The following is a 21017-nucleotide window of genomic DNA, read 5'->3' on the forward strand; positions in this document are numbered from 1 at the left end:
GCCGTCAGGCCGTCAGGCCGTCCACTGGTCGAAGGCGAGCTTCGCGACCAGCGAGAAGACGACCACGAGCAGCACTCCACGGACGAACTCACTGCCCTTCCTGAGCGCCATCCGGGCGCCGAACATGCCGCCCGCCAGGTTGAACACCGCCATCAGCGCGGCCAGCTGCCACATCACCGTGCCCTGGTAGGCGAACATCGCGAGCGCCCCGGCGTTGGTGCAGACATTGACGATCTTGGCAGTGGCCGAGGCGGTCACCAGGTCGAGATGGAGTACGGCGGTGAGCGCGAGGACCAGGAAGGTGCCGGTGCCGGGCCCGAACAGCCCGTCGTAGAAGCCGATCCCGCCGCCGACGAGAACGATCGCGGTGACGGTGCGGGCGCGGGTGACGGGGCCCGTGCCGGTGTCCGCGGCGGTTCCGAAGTTGGGGCGCAGCATCACAAAGGCCGCGACACCGAGCAGCACCACCATGATCACGGGCCGGAGTACGTCGCTGCTGATGCCGGCCGCGAAGAACGCGCCGCCCATGGAGCCCGCGAGCGCGGCGAGTCCGATCCGTAGCGCCGTCTTCACCTGCACCGGGGCCTTGCGCACATAGGTGACGGCAGCACCCGAGGTGCCGACGATCGCCACGGCCTTGTTGGTGCCGAGGATCTGAGCGGCCTGGACGTGGGGCAGGCCGAGCAGCAGGGCGGGCAGGAGCAGCAGCCCGCCGCCGCCCACCACCGCGTCGATCCAGCCGGCCGCCGCGGCGGCGAGGCAGAGAAGGACGAGTGTGGTCAGCGATATGTCGGGCATGGTCACGACCCTATGGACGAGATGAATGCGCCGTCCATCAATCCCGGGAGACTTGAGCGACGTCTGAGGTTCCGGCGCCGGGTGAGTGCTCGGGGGCGCCCTCACATCCCGGCTCGCGCCGCGCTGAGCGCAGCGTTCCCCGAGGGAAACAGCAGAAGACATGCCGGGTAACACCGACGCCGCAGGCTGCAGGCATGGAATCGAAGATCGTGGTCATCGGCGGCGGAACGGCGGGCGTGCGGCTTGCGCGACAGCTCGGCGTGCACGGCGTCGACGTCACGGTCCTCGGCGAGGAGCCGCACGCACCGTACAACCGGCTGCTGCTCGCGGAGGTACTCGCCGGGCGCTACGGCCCCGAGGTGATAGCCCTGCCCGAGGCGCCGGTACGGCGCGGTGTGCGGGCGACCGCGATCGACCGGGACCTGCGGCTTGTGCACTGCGCGGACGGCACCTCGGTGGCGTACGAGCGGCTGGTGCTGGCCACCGGGTCCAACCCGGTGCTGCCGCCGCTGCGCGGACTGGCCGGAGAGCTTCCCGACGGTGTGCACCCCTTCCGCACCCTGGACGACTGCGCGGCGCTGTCCGCCGCCGTACGCCCCGGGATCCACGCGGTCGTCGTCGGCGGCGGACTGCTCGGTGTCTCGGCCGCCCGCGCGCTGGCCGCACGCGGTGCCCGGGTGGTGCTGGCCCAGCAGGGCGAGCATCTGATGGAGCGCCATCTGGACGTGTCCGCATCTCAGCTGCTGCGCGGCCACCTCGAGTCACTGGGTGTGGAAGTCCACACGGAGTGCCGGGTGAGGGGCCTGCGCGGTACGGCGGTCGAGCTCGCCGACGGGTATGTCCTCGACTCCGAGCTCGTCGTGCTCGCGTGCGGGGTGCGCCCGCGGGTCGGTCTGGCGCACGCAGCCGGTCTCGAGGTGCGTCGCGGCATCGTCGTCGACGACGAGCTGCGCACTTCCGACCCGTACATATACGCCATCGGCGACTGCGCCGAGCATGACGGCCAGGTGTACGGCCTGGCGGGTCCGGCCCTGGAACAGGCCGATGTCCTGGCCTCCGTACTGACCTCGGCGCCGGAACTCACCTCGGCGCCGGACCTTACCTCCGCGCCGGAACTCATCTCGGCGTCGCCCCGGTACACCGGCACCCGCGCCCTCACCCGCCTCACGCTCACCGGGCCGGGACCCGCCACGGCCGGCCCGCTCGATCTCGCCGCCTTCGGCGATCCGACTCCCCGGCCCGGGGACGACGTCGTCCAGCTCGCCGACGCCACCCGGGGCGCGTACCGCAAGGTCGTCGTCCGCGGAGACCGGCTCGTCGGCGGGGTGCTGTTCGGGGATCTCGCCGCGGTCGGCGCGCTCGCCCGGGCCTGGGAGGGCGACGAGGCCCTTCCGGAGAGCGTGCCCCTGCTCCACCTGCTCACCAATGATGGAGGCCTCTGACATGCCTGCGATGTCCACCCCCACGACTCCCACCATCGTGGTCGTCGGCCATGGCATGGTCGGCCAGCGATTCCTCGAGGCTCTCGCCGAGCGCGGGCTGACCGGGCGGGCGCGGATCGTCGTGCTGTGCGAGGAGCCCCGCGCCGCCTACGACCGGGTCCGGCTCAGCTCGTACTTCTCCGGCCAGACGCCCGAGCAACTCTCCCTGGTGGAGGGCGACTTCATGGAGCGTCACGGCATCGAGCTGCATCTCGACGACCCGGCCGAGACCATCGACAGGGAGGCGCGCACGGTCACCTCGCGCGCCGGGCGGACCTTCGCGTACGACACTCTCGTCCTGGCCACCGGCTCGTACCCCTTCGTACCGCCGGTGCCGGGCAAGGACGCCGAGGGCTGCTTCGTCTACCGCACCATCGAGGACCTCCTCGCGATCGAGGAGTACGCCAAGAACTGCACGACCGGCACCGTGGTCGGCGGCGGGCTGCTGGGCCTCGAGGCGGCCGGGGCGCTCAAGGGGCTGGGGCTCGCCACGCACATCGTCGAGTTCAATCCGCGGCTGATGGCCATACAGGTGGACGAGGGCGGCGGCGCCGCGCTGCGCCGCACCGTCGAGAACATGGGCCTGATCGTGCACACGGGCGTCGGCGGGAAGGAGATCACGGCGGGCGAGGACGGCGCGGTGACCGCGATGGCGCTGTCGGACGGCTCGTCCATCGACACCGACCTGGTCATCTTCTCGGCCGGAGTGCGGCCCAGGGACCAGCTCGCCCGCGAGAGCGGGCTCACCGTCGGCGAACGCGGCGGCATCACGGTCGACGAGCAGTGCCGTACGAGCGACCCCGCGGTGTACGCGATCGGCGAGTGTGCGCTGGCCGCCGACGGCCGGGTGTACGGGCTGGTCGCGCCCGGATACGAGATGGCGGAGGTGGCCGCTGACGCCATCGCCGGAGAGGCCGGAAAGGCAGGCGGCTTCACGGGCGCCGATACCTCCACCAAGCTCAAGCTGCTGGGTGTGGACGTGGCGTCCTTCGGCGACGCGCAGGGCACGGCCGAGGGCTGCCTGGACGTCGTCTACTCCGACTCCCGCTCCGGCGTCTACAAGAAGCTGGTCATCGGCCGCGAGGGCGAGCTGCTCGGCGGTGTACTGGTCGGTGACGCCGACTCCTACGGCATGCTGCGCCCGCTCACCGGCTCCGTCCCGCCGCTCCCGCCCGAACAGCTCGTGCTGCCGGCCGGGATCGGCGCACCGGCCGCGCTCGGCCCGTCCGCGCTGCCCGACGACGCGGTCATCTGCTCCTGCCACAACGTCACCAAGGGCACGATCCGCGGCGCGGTCACCGAACACTCCTGCACGACCGTGCCCGAGGTGAAGAAGTGCACCAAGGCCGGTACGGGCTGCGGCAGTTGCGTCAAGGTGCTGGGCCAGCTGGTCAATGCCGAGCTGGAGTCCTCGGGCGTCGAGGTCGACAAGGGCCTGTGCGCCTGCTTCGCCCAGACCCGCCAGGAGCTGTACGAAACCGTGCGCGCGCTGCGCATCACCTCGTACCAGAAGCTCCTCGACGCGCACGGACGCGAGGCGGCCCGCGGCGGCAACGGCTGTGAGATCTGCAAGCCGACGGTCGCCTCGATCATCGCCTCGCTGGCGCCGACGATCGGCGCCGACGGCTATGTGCTGGAGGGCGAGCAGGCCGCGCTGCAGGACACCAACGACCACTTCCTCGCCAATATGCAGAAGAACGGTTCGTACTCGATCGTGCCGCGTATCCCGGGCGGCGAGATCACTCCCGAGAAGCTGATCGTGATCGGCGAGGTGGCCCGCGACTACGGGCTCTATACGAAGATCACGGGCGGCCAGCGGATCGACCTGTTCGGCGCGCGCGTCGATCAACTGCCGCTGATCTGGGCGCGGCTGGTGGAGGCAGGCTTCGAGTCCGGGCATGCGTACGGCAAGGCTCTGCGCACCGTGAAGTCCTGTGTGGGCCAGACCTGGTGCCGTTACGGCGTGCAGGACTCGGTCCGGATGGCCATCGATCTGGAGCTGCGCTACCGGGGCCTGCGCTCCCCGCACAAGCTGAAGTCGGCGGTCTCCGGCTGTCAGCGCGAGTGCGCGGAGGCGCAGAGCAAGGACTTCGGCGTCATCGCCACGGCCAACGGCTGGAACCTGTATGTCGGCGGCAATGGCGGCGCGACCCCGCGCCACGCCGATCTGCTCGCGCAGGATCTCTCCGACGCGGAACTGGTCCGGCTCATCGACCGGTTCCTGATGTTCTACATCCGTACCGCCGACCGGCTGGAGCGCACCTCGACCTGGCTGGAGCGGATCGAGGGCGGCCTCGATCACGTACGGGATGTGGTCGTCCATGACTCACTGGGCATCTGCGCGGAACTCGAATCGCTGATGGCGGACCATGTCGCGGGCTACCGCGACGAGTGGTCCGAAACCATCAACGACCCGGAGCGGCTGCGCCGCTTCGTCTCCTTCGTGAACGCGCCCGAAGTCCCGGACCCGACGGTGAAGTTCGTGCCCGAGCGCGACCAGGTCAAGCCCGATCTGCCGCTGCTGACCATCCGCCCGCTGGAAGTCCTGGAAGGTACCGCCACCCGATGACGATCGCACCCGAGCAGACTGCCCCCGTAACGACGGAAACACAGGTCCAGCTCCGCCTGGGCCAGGAGTGGATCGCGCTCTGCGCGCTGTCCCTGCTCACCCCGGGCCGCGGGGTCGCGGCCCTGCTGCCGGACGGCCGCCAGGCCGCGGTCTTCCTGGACCGCGAGGGCACTCCGTACGCCATCGACAACCAGGACCCCTTCGCCGGGGCCCAGGTCCTCTCCCGGGGCCTCGTCGGCTCGTCCTCCGGCGGCCCCTTCGTCGCGTCGCCGCTGCTCAAGCAGCGCTTCGACCTGGCGACCGGGCGCTGCCTGGACGACGATTCGGTCTCGGTGACGGCCTACGAGGTACGGCTGAACTGACCTCGGACTCCGCTCACACGTCGTCGGTCACTGCCCTGACTCCTCGCGACGCGTGAGCGGCCGGCCGGCCGGCGTGGGCCGTGGGGGGCGGCCCGGCCGGTGCGGCCCGACATTCGTGAACGTCGGCGGAACCCGATGGGCCGGGTCGTGGCTCCTCGGCCTGACGGTTCGTAGGCTGGGCAGTCAACGTTTCCTAGCGAGGGGCTCAGCCATGGCGGGCTGGAACGCGAGCGACATCCCCGATCAGTCCGGACGCACCGCCGTGGTCACCGGTGCCAACAGTGGCATCGGACTCGTCACGGCCCAGGAGCTGGCCCGCCGCGGCGCGCGCGTGGTTCTCGCGTGCCGCAGCACGGTCCGGGGCGAGCAGGCGGAGGCCCGCGTCAAACGCGAAGTGCCGGACGCCGAGGTGGAGTTCAGGTCGCTGGACCTGGCGGATCTGTCCTCCGTACGGGAGTTCGCGGCCGCGTACCCGTACGAGAACCTCGATCTGCTCATCAACAACGCCGGCGTGATGGCCCTGCCGTACGGGAAGACCGCCGACGGCTTCGAGACGCAGTTCGGCATCAACCACCTCGGGCACTTCGCGCTGACCGGGCTGCTGCTGCCGAAGCTGCTGGACACGCCGGGCGCGCGCGTGGTGAGCCTGTCCAGCGGGCTGCACGCCATGGCCAATCTCGACATTGCGGATCTCAACAGCGAGCGGCACTACCGCCGTTGGGTGGCCTACGCCCGTTCCAAGACGGCGAACCTGCTCTTTGTGCACGAGCTGGCGAGGCGGCTGCGCGCCGCCGGGTCCGACGTCGTCGCGGCGGCCGCCCACCCCGGCTACGCCGCCACCAACCTCCAGGCGGCGAGCGCGAGGATGGAGGGCCGCATGATCAGGGAACGGATCATGGAGTTCGGCAACCGGATCGCCGCGCAGCCCGCCGAGTCCGGGGCGCTGCCGACGCTGTACGCGGCCACCGCGCCGGGCGTACGGCCCGACTCCTTCACCGGACCGAAGTTCCAGGGCTGGCGGGGCGCGCCCGCACCTTCCCGACGGGCCAAATGGACCCGGAACGATGTGGCGGGCGAGCGGTTGTGGGCGGCGTCCGAGCAGCTCACCGGGGTGACGTACGAGGGACTCAAGGCCTGAGCGCTCGCGCGCCTGACGGCGGGTGTGCACCATGGAATCCGGGGCCCGCGCCGCCCTTGGGCTGTTTGGCCGAACTTCACATGGACCATTAGATGCCCGAGGCATCTAATGGTGTTCGGCAAGGCGGACTCTCTTCGCTCGCGAGGTCACCATGACAGAACCACTCGTATCGGCACCCGTCGACTCAGAACCCGTAGCGTTTCCTCAGGACCGCAGCTGCCCCTACCACCCGCCCACTCCCTACCAGCCACTCCGCGAGGCCCGGCCGCTCTCCCGGGTCTCCCTCTTCGACGGGCGCACCGTCTGGGTGGTCACCGGGCACGCGACGGCGCGCGAGCTGCTGGCCGACCAACGGCTCTCCACCAACCGCGAGAACCGCGCGTTCCCCATGCCCACGGAGCGCTTCGCGCGGCTGCGCAACCGCCGCACAGCGCTGCTCGGCGTCGACGACCCCGAGCACAACACCCAGCGCCGGATGCTCATCCCCAGTTTCACCCTCAAACGCATCACCGCCCTGCGCCCGCAGATCCAGCAGACCGTGGACCGGCTGCTCGACGCCATGACCGATCAGGGACCGCCCGCCGAGCTGGTGAGCGCCTTCGCCCTGCCGGTGCCGTCGATGGTGATCTGCGCCCTGCTCGGCGTCCCGTACGCCGACCACGACTTCTTCGAGGCGCAGTCGCGGCGGCTGCTGCGCGGACCGGCCCCCGCCGACACGGAGGACGCGCGCGACCAGCTGAACGACTACATCGGCGCGCTGATCGACCGGAAGCGGAAGGACCCGGGCGAGGCGCTGCTCGACGACCTCATCCAGCAGCAGCTGCACGAAGGCACGGTGAACCGGCACGAGTTGGTCAGCCTCGCCACGATCCTGCTCGTCGCGGGCCACGAAACCACGGCGAACATGATCTCGCTGGGCACCTTCACCCTGCTCCAGCACCCGGAACAGCTGGCCGAGCTGCGGACGGAGGAGTCGCTGATGCCCACCGCAGTCGAGGAGCTGCTGCGGTTCCTGTCGATCGCCGACGGGATGCTGCGGGTGGCCACAGAGGACATCGAGGTGGCCGGGACGACCATCCGGGCCGACGAGGGCGTCGTCTTCTCGACGTCCCTCATCAACCGCGACACCGCCGCCTACCAGGCGCCGGACACACTCGACTGGCACCGTTCGGCCCGCCACCATGTCGCCTTCGGCTTCGGCATCCACCAGTGCCTGGGACAGAATCTGGCCCGCGCGGAGATGGAGATCGCGCTGCGGACGCTCTTCGACCGGCTGCCAGGACTGCGGCTTGCGGCGCCCGCCGAGACGATCCCCTTCAAACCCGGCGACACGCTCCAGGGGATGATCGAACTCCCCGTGACCTGGTAGCCGCCATGGGTACCGACCGTACGGACATCGGCATCGCCATCGACAAGGACAGGTGCATCGGGGCGGGGCAGTGCGCGCTGACCGCGCCGGAGGTGTTCACCCAGGACGACGACGGATTCAGCGAGCTGCTGCCTGGCCACGAGGCCGGCGCGGGCAGTCCGCTCGTACGGGAGGCGGCCCGGGCGTGCCCGGTGGGGGCGATCCGGCTCTCGCACGGCTGAGACCCGCGCGTCGGGCGGGCGCGATGGTGGCCGGGTCCGCCCGGCAGTCGGTTCCTCCTCCATCGCCGGACGCCCTGGAAGGACAGGCCCGTCCCGGGGCCCCGGGACGAAGTCCGGGGCCCGGCGTCGCGACAGGACGCCCAGGTGGTGAACGGCGCACGCCGGGCGCGCGCCGGGCGCAACCTTCCCTACCCCCGAGTCGGCGCGCTGGTCGACCGCTGTACGTCACCACTCGTTGACGTGCTGTCAATTCACGACTCCTAGGTTCCGGTATCGCGCCAACTCGGGGCGTCGACCGGCGCCCCGGAGCAGTCACCACCCTGGAGTGACAGTGGAACGTCGCAACTTCCTGCGCGGAGCAGTCATCGGCACGTCCGCCGCCGCCTTCGGCGGCACCCTGATGCGCGGTGCCGCCTACGCCGCCCCGGCCCAGCCCGGCCCGGGGCCCTACGGGGCCCTCGGCGCGGCGGACGCCAACGGCATTCAGCTGCCCAGCGGGTTCAGCAGCCGGGTGATCGCCCGGTCCGGTCAGAACGTCGGCTCGACCTCGTACAAGTGGCACAACGCCCCCGACGGCGGTGCCTGCTTCGCGGACGGCTCGGGCTGGATCTATGTCTCCAACTCGGAGATCAACCCGTCCGGCGGCGCGAGCGCGGTGAAGCTCTCCTCGGCCGGCGCGATCACCGGCGCGTACAGGATCCTCTCCAACACCCGCCAGAACTGCGCGGGCGGCAAGACGCCGTGGAACACCTGGCTGTCGTGCGAGGAGGTCAGCCTCGGGTACGTCTACGAGACCGACCCGTACGGCGTGAACGCCGCCGTACGCCGGGACGCCATGGGCAAGTTCAAGCACGAGGCCGCGGCCGCCGACCCGGTGCGCCATGTCATCTACCTGACCGAGGACGAGACCAACGGCTGCCTCTACCGGTTCATCCCCACCACCTGGGGCAACCTCGCCTCCGGCACGCTCCAGGTGCTCGTCGCGGGCTCCGGCACCTCCGGCTCCTTCACCTGGCAGAACGTGCCCGACCCGGACGGTTCGCCGACCGCGACCCGCAGCCAGGTCTCCGGCGCCAAGCACTTCAACGGCGGCGAGGGCTGTCACTACGCCAATGACACCGTCTGGTTCACGACCAAGGGCGACAACCGGGTCTGGCAGCTCAATCTCGCCAACAGCACCTACGAACTGGCCTACGACGACTCGCTGGTGGTCGGCGGCGGCGCCCCGCTGACGGGTGTGGACAACGTCACCGGCTCGTCCTCCGGCGATCTGTTCGTCGCCGAGGACGGCGGCAACATGGAGATCTGCATCATCACTCCGGACGACGTCGTCGCGGTGTTCCTGCGGATCACCGGCCAGTCCTCGTCCGAGATCACCGGACCGGCGTTCTCACCCGACGGTACCCGGCTGTACTTCTCCAGCCAGCGCGGTACGAGCGGCTCCTCGTCGGGCGGCATCACCTACGAGGTGGCGGGACCGTTCCGGGCATAGCCCGCGGCCTCCGCAGTGGCGCCGCCCCGCAGCAGGGCGGCGCCCAGCGGAGTGACGGTGTGCAGGACGGCGTTGCCGTGGCGCAGCGTCACCACCAGGCCCGCCTCCCGCAGGACGGCCGCGTGCTGGCTCGCGGAGGCGAGGGACACCCCTGCCCGGCGGGCCAGTTCGCTGGTCGTACAGCCGAAGCGGATGGCCTGCAGGACGGCGGAACGAGTGTGGCCGACAAGCTTGCCCAGCGAGGGGCCGCCGGCCTCACTGAAGGCCGGCCCGCTGCTGTGGGCGGCCGGATAGACGAGGACGGGCGGGAGCGCGGCGTCGCGGTAGACCACCGGTGTGCCGCGGCAGAAGAACGACGGCTGGAGCAGCAACCCCCGCCCGTCCAGGTGCAGTTCGCGGGTGACGGGATAGTCGGCCTCCAGGACCGGCGGCCGCCAGCGCAGCACCGGCGGCAGTGACGTGAGCAGTTCGTCCGCGCCGCCGTCGAGCAGCGCGCGGCCGCGCACGGCACGGTCCGCCTCCACCCTGGCCTGGATATGCGGCCAGTACGGCTCCACAGCGGCCCGGTGATAGCCCCGCAGCGCCCCCACGAGCCGTGCCAGCGGCTCGGGCCTGCCCTCGGCGAGGGCGACGAGCCGGCCGGGCAGTACGGGCACGGTGGCGCGGTCCGCGGCGGCCAGGGCGAGTTCGGTGTGCAGGCGCACGGCCGGGGTGGCACGCAGCGCCTCCAGGCCCGCGTCCAGCCCGCCCTGCCCTTCGGGAGGCGTCAGGAAGTCCGGGAAATAACCCCGCGGCGGAACCAGCGCGGCAAGCAGGCGTGTTTCACCATTCAACCGGGCGCGAGTCTCCGAGCGCCATTCTCCGAAGACGAGCGCGCCGCGCCGATCCCGCAATCGGTGAAAGCTGAGAATCGTTTCCCACAAAGCATCCGGTCTGGCCCCCATCCGCACTCTGGCTAGGTCGTCCCCAGTGAAATGGATACGAAGCACCGAACCCCCACCTGTTGCATCCGCAATCGCCCCGATCACTGAGTATGCACGCCATCACAGGACGTTACCACGGTGTTTCAGCCACAGTTGAAACGCCTCGCGGGGGGTGGGTGCCAACCGAAAGGCTGTACGACGTCGGGCATGAACCTTCCGTCTCCGATGTGACGTTGCGAAGGCCGTGGGGGGCTTTGGAACGTCCGGCGGCGGGTGACGGAAGGTGCGGCTCCGTGTCCGGCACGGGTAATGGGGCGCGGCCCGCGGATGGGGATCCGCGGGCCGCGCTCCGCCCGTTATTTCGCGCCCCGAATTTGGCAGAAATTCGATTGCGGTTCAACGTCCATGATTCAACAGGGAATCGGGCCGGGCCGAAAAGGGAAACAGAACGGCACAGGGATGAACACATGGAAGGGGCGGGCGCCCCGCACAAGGCGCCCGCCCCTTCCCTTTCGGTGTTCCGGAGCCGCTACCGGGCCGGTGAGGGTCGACCGACTGGGGGCAAGCCCCCAGACCCCGGCGCCGGCTCCGGTGACTCAGCGGGAGTCGCTGCCCTTCGACTCGGCCGCCGCCCGGCCGGCCTCGAGGCGCGCCACCGGGATACGGAACGGCGAGCAGGACACGTAGTCCAGACCCACCTCGTGGAAGAAGTGCACCGACTCCGGGTCGCCGCCGTGCTCGCCGCAGACGCCCAGCTTGAGGTCGGGGCGGGTGGCCCGGCCGGCCTCGACAGCGCTGCGCACGAGCGAGCCGACGCCGTCCTTGTCGATGGTCTCGAAGGGGGAGACCCCGAAGATGCCCTTCTCCAGGTACGCGGTGAAGAAGCTCGCCTCGACGTCGTCGCGGGAGAAGCCCCACACGGTCTGGGTGAGGTCGTTCGTACCGAACGAGAAGAACTGGGCGGCCTCGGCGATCTGACCGGCGGTCAGCGCGGCGCGCGGCAGCTCGATCATCGTGCCGATGGTCAGCTTGAGGTCGGTGCCGGTCGCGGCCTGTACCTCGGCGATGACCCGGTCGGCCTCCTCGCGGACGATCTCCAGCTCCTGGACGGTGCCCACCAGCGGGATCATGATCTCCGGACGCGGGTCGCCCTTGGCGTTCTTGCGCTCGGCCGCGGCCTCGGCGATCGCCCGTACCTGCATGGCGAACAGACCGGGGATGACCAGACCGAGGCGTACACCGCGCAGGCCCAGCATCGGGTTCTGCTCGTGGAGCTTGTGTACGGCCTGAAGGAGGCGGAGGTCGTTCTCGTTGGCGTCCTTGCGGGCCTCGGCGAGGGCGACACGTACCGACAGCTCGGTGATGTCGGGCAGGAACTCGTGCAGCGGCGGGTCGAGCAGCCGGATGGTGACGGGCAACCCGTCCATCGCCTCGAACAGCTCGATGAAGTCCTTCTTCTGCAGCGGCAGCAGGGCGCCCAGCGCCTGCTCGCGCTCGTCGTCGGTGTCCGCGAGGATCAGCTTCTCGACCATCTCGCGGCGCTCACCGAGGAACATGTGCTCGGTGCGGCACAGGCCGATGCCCTGCGCGCCGAACCGCCGTGCGCGCAGCGCGTCCTCGGCGTTGTCGGCGTTGGCCCGTACGCGAAGGCGGCGTACTCGGTCCGCGTACGCCATGATCCGGTGCACGGCGGCGACCAGCTCGTCGGCGTCGTCGGCACCCGCGTGCATCCGGCCCTCGAAGTACTCGACGACCGGGGACGGCACGACCGGCACCTCACCGAGGTACACCTTGCCGGTGGAGCCGTCGATGGAGACGACGTCACCCTCCTCGATGACGGTCTCACCGACCGTCAGCCGACGCCGCTTGGTGTCGACCTCGAGGTCCTCGGCGCCGCAGACACAGGTCTTGCCCATGCCGCGCGCGACGACGGCGGCGTGCGAGGTCTTGCCGCCGCGCGAGGTCAGGATGCCCTCGGCGGCGATCATGCCGTCGAGGTCGTCGGGGTTGGTCTCACGGCGGATGAGGATGACCTTCTCGCCGGAACGCGACCACTTGACCGCGGTGTACGAGTCGAAGACGGCCTTGCCGACGGCCGCGCCCGGGGATGCGGCGATACCGCGGCCGAGCAGCTCGGTCTTCGCCTGATCGTCGAAGCGCGGGAACATCAGCTGCGCGAGCTGCGCGCCGTTGACGCGCTGGAGCGCCTCGGCCTCGTCGATGAGGCCCTGGTCGACGAGCTGGGTGGCGATACGGAAGGCCGCGCCCGCGGTCCGCTTGCCGACGCGGGTCTGGAGCATCCACAGCTGGCCGCGCTCAATGGTGAACTCGATGTCGCACAGGTCCTTGTAGTGCGTCTCGAGGGTCTCCATGATCTGCATCAACTGGTCGTACGACTTCTTGTCGATGTTCTCCAGATCGGCGAGCGGCACCGTGTTGCGGATGCCGGCGACGACGTCCTCGCCCTGCGCGTTCTGGAGGTAGTCGCCGTAGACGCCCTGGTGGCCGCTGGCGGGGTCGCGGGTGAAGGCGACGCCGGTGCCGGAGTCGGGGCCGAGGTTGCCGAAGACCATGGAGCAGATGTTGACGGCCGTGCCGAGGTCGCCGGGGATGCGCTCCTGGCGGCGGTAGAGCTTGGCACGGTCGGTGTTCCAGGACTCGAAGACGGAGCGGATCGCGAGATCCATCTGCTCGCGCGGGTCCTGCGGGAAGTCGCGGCCCGCGTCGCGGGAGACGATCTTCTTGAACTGCTTGACCAGCTTCTTCAGATCGCCGGCGTCGAGGTCGGTGTCGACGGTGACCTTCTTGGCGTGCTTGGCCTCCTCGAGCGCCTCCTCGAAGAGTTCGCCGTCGACGCCCAGCACCGTCTTGCCGAACATCTGGATCAGGCGGCGGTACGAGTCCCAGGCGAAACGCTCGTCGCCCGACTGCTGCGCGAGCCCGGCCACCGACACGTCGGAGAGGCCGATGTTGAGGACGGTGTCCATCATGCCGGGCATCGAGAACTTCGCGCCGGAACGTACGGATACCAGAAGGGGGTTGTCGGCCTGGCCGAGCTTCTTGCCCATCGACTGCTCGAGGGCGTCGAGGTGCGCACTCACCTCGTCGCGCAGCGCGGCGGGCTCGGTGCCGCTGTCGAGGTAGACCTTGCACGCCTCGGTGGTGATCGTGAAGCCCGGAGGGACGGGCAGACCGAGGTTGGTCATCTCGGCGAGGTTCGCACCTTTGCCGCCGAGCAGGTCCTTGAGGTCCCTGTTGCCCTCGGTGAAGTCGTAGACGAACTTCTGATCTTTGTTTTCCGACACGGGTCTCGACTCCTCGAGGACTCGGTGGCTGCCCTGACGGCGAGGAACATACCCAGATCGAAGGCGTCTGGGTACGTCCACTTGGCGGTCATACGGCCGTAACCACTCGTCCGCCACCAGATCGAAAGTAACTGATGGGCAGTCCGGTCGGGAGCCTGCGTTCAAGGTCTGAACACATCAGCACGTGCAGCGATATTAATCACGCCTTCGGTTACACATCGCGACGAATTGATAGATCAATTGAATACGGAAAAGGTGGCACTGGGTGCCACCCCTCCGAGAGATGCAGTCGCCGTCAATCCGCTCATCTGAGCGCCACCCCTATCAAGGGTGGCGAGAATCACGCGGCTGACGAGCCTCCGGTCCCATCATCCGGACCCGCGTAACACGCCGCAACACAGCGGCTCAGCACATCGAGATCCACGTCCTCCAAGCTCTCGGCGAAGACCCGGCCCGCCGACGCGGGAACCGGCAGCAACGACGGCACCACCAGCACCGCACACCCCGCGGCCTCCGCGGAGTTGCTGCCGTCCGGCGAGTCCTCCACCGCCACACATGCCCTGGGCAGGGCCCCGAACCGGTCCGCGGCCGCCCGATAGGGATCCGGATGCGGCTTCGTCCGTACCGTGTCGTCGGCCGACAGCGTGAAGGAGAACCGCACATCGGCCAGCGCTCCTCCGACCACCGAATCGACGACGACCCGCGGCGAGGCGCTCACCAGGGCGAACGGAACCTGCCGCTGCTCCAGTTCGGCCAGCAGCCGCCGTACGCCGGGACGCAGCGGGGCGCCCGCCTCGACCCGCTGGAAGAACCCTTCGGTCAGCGCCTGTGCCACCGCCGAAGCAGTGGAGGTGGCACTGCGGGCCACCTCGGTGATCCGTATCAGATGAGCGGCGGTGTCCTCGACGGCCCGGCCGACCACTTCCGGCGCGTCCGCGTCGGACAGCCGGTGGCCGAGCGAGGCGGCGACCTCCTCGGTCGCCTCCCACCACAGCACCTCGGTGTCGACGAGCGTGCCGTCCATGTCGAAGAGGACGGCCGCGGGCGCGGTCATGGCCACGCTCACCGCGCCGGTACGACGAGGACGGGCCGCTGCGCCAGTCCGACCGCCGCCCGCCCGCCGGGCACCAGCGCGCCCGCGTCCCGCGATGCCAGATCGGCCTTGACCGAGCTGCCGTCCGGCAGGTCCAGCAGCACGCGAGTGACCGAGCCGAGGAAGGACGCGGAGACGACCGTGGCATCGCCGTCCGGGTCGGCGGTGACGGTGACGTTCTCGGGGCGTACGAGCACCTCGACCTCGGAAGTCTCCGGCGCGTCGCCGTCCACGGGCAGCCTGCTGCCCGCCACTTCGACCAGGCCGTCGTCCGCCATCCGGCCCGGCAGCCGGTTCATGGTCCCGACGAACTCGGCGACGAACGGCGTCGCGGGCCGCTCGTACAGCTCCGCGGGCGCCGCGCACTGCTCCAGCTTCCCGGCGTTGAGGACGGCGACCCGGTCCGCCATGGACAGGGCCTCCTCCTGGTCGTGCGTGACGAAGATCGTGGTGATCCCGAGGGAGAGCTGCAGCCGTCGGATCTCCTCGCGCAGGCTGAGCCGCACCTTGGCGTCGAGCGCGGACAGCGGCTCGTCGAGCAGCAGCACGCGCGGCTCCAGGGCCAGCGCCCTGGCCAGGGCGACGCGCTGCTGCTGGCCACCGGACATCTGGTGGGGGTAGCGGTCGCCGTGTTCGGGCAGGCCGACCAGGGCCAGGAGTTCGGCCGCGCGGGCGTTGCGCTTGGCGGCCGGCATCTTGCGGACCCGCAGCCCGAAGGCGACATTGTCGCGGGCGCTGAGGTTGGGGAAGAGGCTGTACGACTGGAAGACCATGCCCGCGTCCCGGCGGTTGGCCGGCACCCGGGTGATGTCCTCGCCGTCGACCAGCACCTCGCCCGCGTCCGGCTCCTCGAAGCCCGCGACGACGCGCAGGGCGGTGGTCTTGCCGCAGCCCGAGGGGCCGAGCAGGGCGATCAGCTCACCCGGCTCGACGGTCAGGTCGAGCCCGTCGAGGGCGACGGTGGAGCCGAAGGCCCGGCGCAGACCGCGGAATTCGACCCGGGCGCCGGCCGCGGCGGACGCCTCGGTCCGCTGCGCGACGGCGGTTGCTGTGCTTGCAGACATGGGTTACTGGTCCTTGTTGGAGGAGGGCGCGGCGGCCAGGGTGGCGGCGCTCTTCGCGGGCCGGGTGCCGTTCCCCGCGCGGGAGAGGAGCAGCAGCAGCGCCCAGGTGATCAGAAGACTGAGGACGGACACGGCCACCGACATCCGTGCCTGCGCTCCGGAGACCGTGACGATCCACACCGCGAAGGGCTGGTAGCCGAGCAGCGCGGCGATGGTGAACTCGCCGAGCACCAGCGCCAGAGTGAGGAAGGCGGCCCCGGCGAGCGCGGTGCGCAGATTGGGCAGGATGACCCGGAGGATGACGTACGCCCAGCTCGCACCGCAGTTGCGGGCGGCCTCCACCAGCGTCGGTACGTCGATGGCGCGCAGTCCCGCGTCGAGGGAGCGGTACACGAACGGCAGCGCCAGCACCGTGTACGCGAGGACGAGCACAAGCGGGAAGTTCTCGTCCTGGACCGCCATGAAGGTCCGGTAGAGCGGTGTACGGGACAGATGTTCCGGTCCCCAGCGCAGCACCGTGGTGATCCCGGTGACCAGCGCGATCGGCGGCACCACCAGCGGCAGCATGCACACGACTTCGACGACCGGCCGCAGCCGCGGCGCCCCCAGCCGCACGGCGACCAGCGCGGGCACGGCCAGCAGCAGAACGAGCGCGATGGTCGCGGCGGCGAGGCCCAGCGAGAGCAGCAGGCTGTCGGTGAATCCCTCCGCGCCGAGGATCCCGGTGTACGCCTCGAAGGAGACGCCCCGGCCCGGAGTGTGCACCGTGAAGACGACCGACGCGAGGAGCGGAACGAGGAAGTAGAGCCCGGCCAGGCCCAGGACGAGCCCGCGCCAGACGCGCGGCCGGCGACGCCGCCTGCGGACCCCGGCCTTCTCGGGTGCGGGACGGGTCTCGGCCGGCGGGGCCTGGGCGGTGGTTGTCAGCGCAGCCATCGGGCACTCCGTCGCTGGAGGGGCAGATAGACCGCCATGACCAGGCCGGCGATCACGATCATGTCGAGGCTCAGGGCGAGCGCCACATTCTCCTGGCCGACCAGCACATTGCCGGACAGCGCGTCCGCGATCTTCAAGGTGACCAGCGGTACGGAGCCGCCGACCAGAGCCGCGGCGGTGGCATGCGCGGCGAACGCGCTGCCGAAGAGCAGGACGAAGCCGCCCAGCAGGGACGGCGCGAGGACCGGCAGCCCGACCAGCCGCCAGAACTGCCATCCGGTCGCCCCGGTGTTCTGTGCGGCCTCCCGCCACTGGGGACGCAGTCCGTCCAGCGCGGGGATGATCACAAGCACCATGAGCGGCGTCAGAAAGTAGAGATAGACGACGGCGAGCCCCGTGAAGGAGTAGAGGTTCCAGCCGAGACTCTCGAGATCCGCGAGCCGGGTGACCACGCCGGAGATGCCTGCGGTCGCGATGAACGCGAAGGCGAGCGGCACACCGCCGAAGTTGGCGAGGACGCCGGAGGCCGTGAGGGCAGCGCTGCGCAGCCAGGTGCGCCGGGACGTCACGACGGCCTGCGCGATCAGCACGCCGGCGACCGACCCGATCACCGCGGTGAGCGCGGAGAGCTGGACGCTGCCGACGAGGGAGCCGAGGTAGGGCCCCTGCAGCGAGCGCTGCAGATGCTCGCCGGTCATTCGGGTGGCACCGGTCGCCGGGTCGGTGCCCGTGACCGCTCCGTACAGCAGCGCGGCGACCGGGAGACCGAAGCACAGGCCCGTGAAGACGAGCAGCGGGAGCGTGGCGAGCCAGGTGCGGGGGCCGCGCCGCCGGCGGCGGGTTCCGCCGGCGGGCCCGGTGGGGGACGGGGAGGGTACGGGCATCAGGAGAGGGCCTTGTCCCAGTTCTCGGCGAGGGCGGCCTTGGCCTTGTCGAGCTCCGCGGAGGACGGGAAGGACGGGGTGCCCTGGACCTTGGGGAGCTTGGCGACGGAGCCCTTGTCGGCGCTGCCGTCCGCGGTCATGGCCGGCAGCAGTACCGGCCGGGCGTACCCCTTCAGCCAGAGGTTCTGGCCCTCGGCGCTGTAGAGGAACTCCATCCACAGGCGGGCGGCCGCCGGGTTGGGAGCCTGCTTGTTGATCGCCTGCGAGTAGAACTGGGCGTAGACGCCGTCGCCCGGTACGGAGACCTTCCAGTCGACGCCCTTGCCGCGGAACTGGTCGGCGTAACCGGCGTTGAGGTAGTCCCAGTCGATGCTGATGGGCGTCTCGCCCTTCTCGACCGTGGCCGGGGTGGACTCGACGGGGATGAAGTTGCCGCTCTTCTTCAGCTTGGCGAAGAAGTCGATGCCCGGCTGGATGTCGGCGAAGGAGCCCTTGTTGGCGAGGGCTGCCGCGTAGACGCCGCCGAAGGCGGAGCCGGACTTGGTCGGGTTGCCGTTCAGGGCGACCTTGCCCTTGTACTCGGGCTTGAGCAGGTCCGCGAAGGTCTGCGGGCAGGTCTTGATCCGCTTGGCGTCGCAGCCGATGGAGACATAGCCGCCGTAGTCGTTGTACCAGCGGGCTTCGGTGTCCTTCTGGCCTGCGGGGATCTTGTCGAAGGCCTCGACCTTGTACGGGGCGAACAGGCCCTCGGCGGCGCCGCTGCGGGCGAAGGCGATACCCAGGTCGAGGACGTCGGGGGCGCGCTTCTGGCCCTTGCGGGCCTTGACGGCGGCGATCTCGTCGGCGCTGGCGGCGTCCGGGTTCTCGCTGTCGACCTTGATCTTGTACTTGGCCTCGAAGGCCTTGATCAGCTCGCCGTAGTTCGCCCAGTCCACCGGGAGGGCGATGACATTCAGCTTGCCCTCCTTCTCGGCGGCTGCGACGAGCGCCTTCATTCCGCCGATCTCGGCGGCCGAGGTGCTGGCGTTCGCCTTCACCGCGGCACCGGCGGCAGCGCCGTCGGGTGCGGCACCGCAGGCGGTGAGGGTGGTGAGCGCGGCAGCGCCGAGCAGGGCGGTGGCGCCGAGACGGGAAGGTCTGAACACGGTCTCTCCCAGAGACGAAGTGAAGGACACTGATGGACACTGCAAGCACTTGTCTGAACAAGCTGGGTTCAGTTCGCCCGGAGGAGCTGTCCGGATCATGAACGGCACATGGCCGTGGTGGATCGTCGACCGGAAGAGCCGACCCCGTTTTTTGCCGGTGGGAGCAGGTCCACGGGACGGAAGACAGTGGCGCTCCGGCGCGGTTAGGGTGGGCCGGGTAGCGGAACACAGCGCAACCGACTGCGCACAGTTCGAGGCACGGAGGGCGTTGGCGTGGGTACGGCGCGTTATCTGGAGATCGCGGAGGCGGTACGGCGGTCGATCCTCGGCGGCGAGTACCCGGTCGGGGCGCAAATCCCCTCGGAGAGCGACCTCGCGGCCCGCTGGTCCGCCTCACGAGGGACGGTCCGGCAGGCCGTCGCCGTACTGGCCTCAGAGGGCCTGATCGGCTCCCGGCAGGGTGCGCGCAGGATCGTGCTGCGCCACGAACGCCGCCACAGCTTCGCCGAGTTGAACAGCTTCGCGCAGTGGGCCGAGGGCATGGGCTACGAGATCTCCAGCCGCATCCTGACCCGCACCCGCCGCCCCGCGACCCCCGCCGAGGCCTCCCGGCTCTCCGTCCCCGCCGGTTCGGCGGTCCTGTACGTCCTGCGGCTGCGGCTGCTCGACGGCGAACCGGCCATGCTGGAGCGCACCGCCTACGCGGAGTGGGTGGCGCCCGCGGTGGAGGAGCTGCCCGAGGACTGTGTGTCCATCATGAACAGCATCGCCGGACAGCACGGCATCGTGGCCCACTACGGCGAGCACCTCATCGACGCGGTCGCGGCGGGCAGCGTGGACGCGCGGTTGCTACGGGTCCGCCGGGGCAGCCCGCTGCTGCGGCAGCGCCATCTGACGTGCACGGCGACGGGCCGGCCCATCGAGTGGACGGACGACCGGTATGTGGCGGGGAGTGTGACGTTCAGCGTGAGCAACTCGGCGGACACGGCCCCGCTGTCGCGGCATGCGGGCGACCTTTCCAGCCCGTCCGGCGATTGAGGACCGGGGTCCGGGCGGAGCCCCGGTCAGCCGCCCGACGTGTCCAGTTCCGCATCCGCGCTGACGCCCGCGCAGTCGTACGGGTCCTTCAGCCAGCCGTCCGGCAGAACCACCCGGTTGTTCCCCGACGTGCGCCCCCGCGGCCCGTCCGCACCGACCGGCCACGGCTGGTCCAGGTCCAGCTCCGCCAGATGAGCGTCCATCTCCGCCAGCGACGACGTGATGGCCAGCTTCTTCCGCAGCTCCGAGCCGACCGAGAAGCCCTTGAGGTACCACGCCACATGCTTACGGAAGTCGATCACGCCACGCGCCTCGTCGCCGATCCACTCCCCCAGCAGCTCGGCGTGCCGCCGCATGACGACCGTGACCTCCTTGAGCGTCGGCGCCGCGCTGCCTGCGTCAAGGGCTCCGCCCGGGGTGCCCTTACCCTCGAAGGCCGCCACCAGATCGCTGAACAGCCACGGCCGCCCCAGGCACCCGCGGCCCACGACCACCCCGTCGCAGCCCGTCTCCCGCACCATCCGCAGCGCGTCGTCCGCCGACCAGATGTCGCCGTTGCCGAGCACCGGGATCTCCGGGACATGCTCCTTCAGCCGGGCGATCGCGTCCCAGTCCGCCGTACCGCCGTAGTGCTGCGCCGCGGTACGCCCGTGCAGCGCGATCGCCGTCACGCCCTCCTCGACCGCGATCCGGCCCGCGTCGAGATAGGTGATGTGGTCGTCGTCGATGCCCTTGCGCATCTTCATCGTGACCGGCAGGTCGCCCGCGTTCGACACGGCCTCGTTGAGGATCGCGCGCAGCAGCGGCCGCTTGTACGGAAGAGCGGAGCCGCCGCCCTTGCGTGTCACCTTCGGGACCGGGCAGCCGAAGTTCAGGTCGATGTGGTCGGCAAGGTTCTCGTCCGCGATCATGCGGACCGCCTTGCCGACGGTCACCGGATCCACCCCGTACAGCTGAATGGACCGCGGCGTCTCACTCACGTCGAAATGGATGAGCTGCATGGTCTTCTCATTGCGCTCGACCAGCGCCCGCGTCGTGATCATCTCGCTGACGAAAAGCCCCTTGCCGCCGGAGAACTCCCGGCACAGCGTGCGGAACGGCGCATTGGTGATGCCGGCCATCGGCGCGAGCACTACCGGGGGCTGTACGGCGTGCGGGCCTATCGTGAGCATCGAGGAGGACGGGGCGAGCGTGGTCAT

General features: G+C 70.2%; 17 protein-coding genes. 8 read left to right on the forward strand and 9 right to left on the reverse strand.

Annotated elements, in window-relative coordinates:
• Window positions 1-12 precede the first annotated feature (12 nt).
• Complete coding sequence (locus OG735_RS13860) at window positions 13-798, reverse strand: sulfite exporter TauE/SafE family protein (RefSeq protein WP_327323475.1); 786 nt, start codon at window positions 796-798, stop codon at window positions 13-15.
• 194 nt (window positions 799-992) lie between these two features.
• Between OG735_RS13860 and OG735_RS13865 the strand changes: the two genes are divergently transcribed.
• The 7 genes from OG735_RS13865 (at window position 993) to OG735_RS13895 (ending at window position 9430) form a co-directional block, all read left to right on the forward strand.
• On the forward strand, window positions 993-2240 hold the full coding sequence (locus tag OG735_RS13865) for an NAD(P)/FAD-dependent oxidoreductase (RefSeq protein WP_327323476.1): 1248 nt from the start codon (window positions 993-995) through the stop codon (window positions 2238-2240).
• Between the two features lies 1 nt (window position 2241).
• Window positions 2242-4848, forward strand: coding sequence for a nitrite reductase large subunit NirB (gene nirB, locus OG735_RS13870; protein WP_327323478.1), 2607 nt, complete (start codon window positions 2242-2244; stop codon window positions 4846-4848).
• Window positions 4845-5210, forward strand: a complete 366-nt coding sequence (gene nirD / locus OG735_RS13875; RefSeq protein ID WP_327323479.1) for a nitrite reductase small subunit NirD — start codon at window positions 4845-4847, stop codon at window positions 5208-5210. The genes nirB and nirD overlap by 4 nt, the downstream gene beginning before the upstream one ends.
• 211 nt (window positions 5211-5421) lie before the next feature.
• On the forward strand, window positions 5422-6348 hold the full coding sequence (locus OG735_RS13880; protein WP_327323480.1) for an oxidoreductase: 927 nt from the start codon (window positions 5422-5424) through the stop codon (window positions 6346-6348).
• A gap of 151 nt (window positions 6349-6499) precedes the next feature.
• Complete coding sequence (locus OG735_RS13885; protein ID WP_327323481.1) at window positions 6500-7717, forward strand: cytochrome P450; 1218 nt, start codon at window positions 6500-6502, stop codon at window positions 7715-7717.
• 26 nt (window positions 7718-7743) lie between these two features.
• Window positions 7744-7938, forward strand: a complete 195-nt coding sequence (locus tag OG735_RS13890) for a ferredoxin (RefSeq protein ID WP_327328305.1) — start codon at window positions 7744-7746, stop codon at window positions 7936-7938.
• Between the two features lie 331 nt (window positions 7939-8269).
• Window positions 8270-9430, forward strand: coding sequence for an alkaline phosphatase PhoX (locus OG735_RS13895; RefSeq protein ID WP_327328306.1), 1161 nt, complete (start codon window positions 8270-8272; stop codon window positions 9428-9430).
• On the opposite strand, the gene OG735_RS13900 is transcribed toward OG735_RS13895, so the two are convergent.
• The 7 genes from OG735_RS13900 to OG735_RS13930 all read right to left on the reverse strand — a co-directional run bounded on the left by OG735_RS13900 (window position 9400) and on the right by OG735_RS13930 (window position 18780).
• Window positions 9400-10419 carry an ArsR/SmtB family transcription factor gene (locus OG735_RS13900; protein ID WP_327323482.1) on the reverse strand — a complete coding sequence of 340 codons (1020 nt, stop codon included), beginning with the start codon at window positions 10417-10419 and terminating at the stop codon, window positions 9400-9402. The genes OG735_RS13895 and OG735_RS13900 overlap by 31 nt on opposite strands.
• Window positions 10420-10949: 530 nt before the next feature.
• On the reverse strand, window positions 10950-13658 hold the full coding sequence (gene ppdK, locus OG735_RS13905) for a pyruvate, phosphate dikinase (RefSeq protein ID WP_327323483.1): 2709 nt from the start codon (window positions 13656-13658) through the stop codon (window positions 10950-10952).
• 340 nt (window positions 13659-13998) lie between these two features.
• Window positions 13999-14712 carry an HAD family hydrolase gene (locus OG735_RS13910; protein WP_327323484.1) on the reverse strand — a complete coding sequence of 238 codons (714 nt, stop codon included), beginning with the start codon at window positions 14710-14712 and terminating at the stop codon, window positions 13999-14001.
• 8 nt (window positions 14713-14720) lie between these two features.
• A complete protein-coding gene (locus OG735_RS13915; protein ID WP_327323485.1) occupies window positions 14721-15815 on the reverse strand; it encodes an ABC transporter ATP-binding protein in 1095 nt (364 codons plus the stop codon).
• 3 nt (window positions 15816-15818) lie between these two features.
• Window positions 15819-16751, reverse strand: a complete 933-nt coding sequence (locus tag OG735_RS13920; protein WP_327323486.1) for an ABC transporter permease — start codon at window positions 16749-16751, stop codon at window positions 15819-15821.
• Window positions 16739-17635 (reverse strand): ABC transporter permease, encoded by an 897-nt coding sequence (locus OG735_RS13925; RefSeq protein WP_327323487.1) that lies wholly within the window; start codon window positions 17633-17635, stop codon window positions 16739-16741. The genes OG735_RS13920 and OG735_RS13925 overlap by 13 nt, the downstream gene beginning before the upstream one ends.
• Window positions 17635-18780 carry an ABC transporter substrate-binding protein gene (locus OG735_RS13930; protein WP_327323488.1) on the reverse strand — a complete coding sequence of 382 codons (1146 nt, stop codon included), beginning with the start codon at window positions 18778-18780 and terminating at the stop codon, window positions 17635-17637. Before OG735_RS13930 ends, OG735_RS13925 begins: the two co-directional genes overlap by 1 nt.
• A 273-nt stretch (window positions 18781-19053) precedes the next feature.
• On the opposite strand from OG735_RS13930, the gene OG735_RS13935 reads away from it, so the two are divergent.
• A complete protein-coding gene (locus OG735_RS13935) occupies window positions 19054-19818 on the forward strand; it encodes a GntR family transcriptional regulator (RefSeq protein WP_327323489.1) in 765 nt (254 codons plus the stop codon).
• A gap of 26 nt (window positions 19819-19844) precedes the next feature.
• Here the strand turns inward: OG735_RS13935 and dusB are convergent, their stop codons facing one another.
• Entirely contained in the window at window positions 19845-21017 is a 1173-nt protein-coding gene (gene dusB, locus OG735_RS13940; protein WP_327323490.1) for a tRNA dihydrouridine synthase DusB, read from the reverse strand.

The sequence above is a fragment of the Streptomyces sp. NBC_01210 genome (assembly GCF_036010325.1).
Taxonomy (GTDB): Bacteria; Actinomycetota; Actinomycetes; order Streptomycetales; family Streptomycetaceae; genus Streptomyces.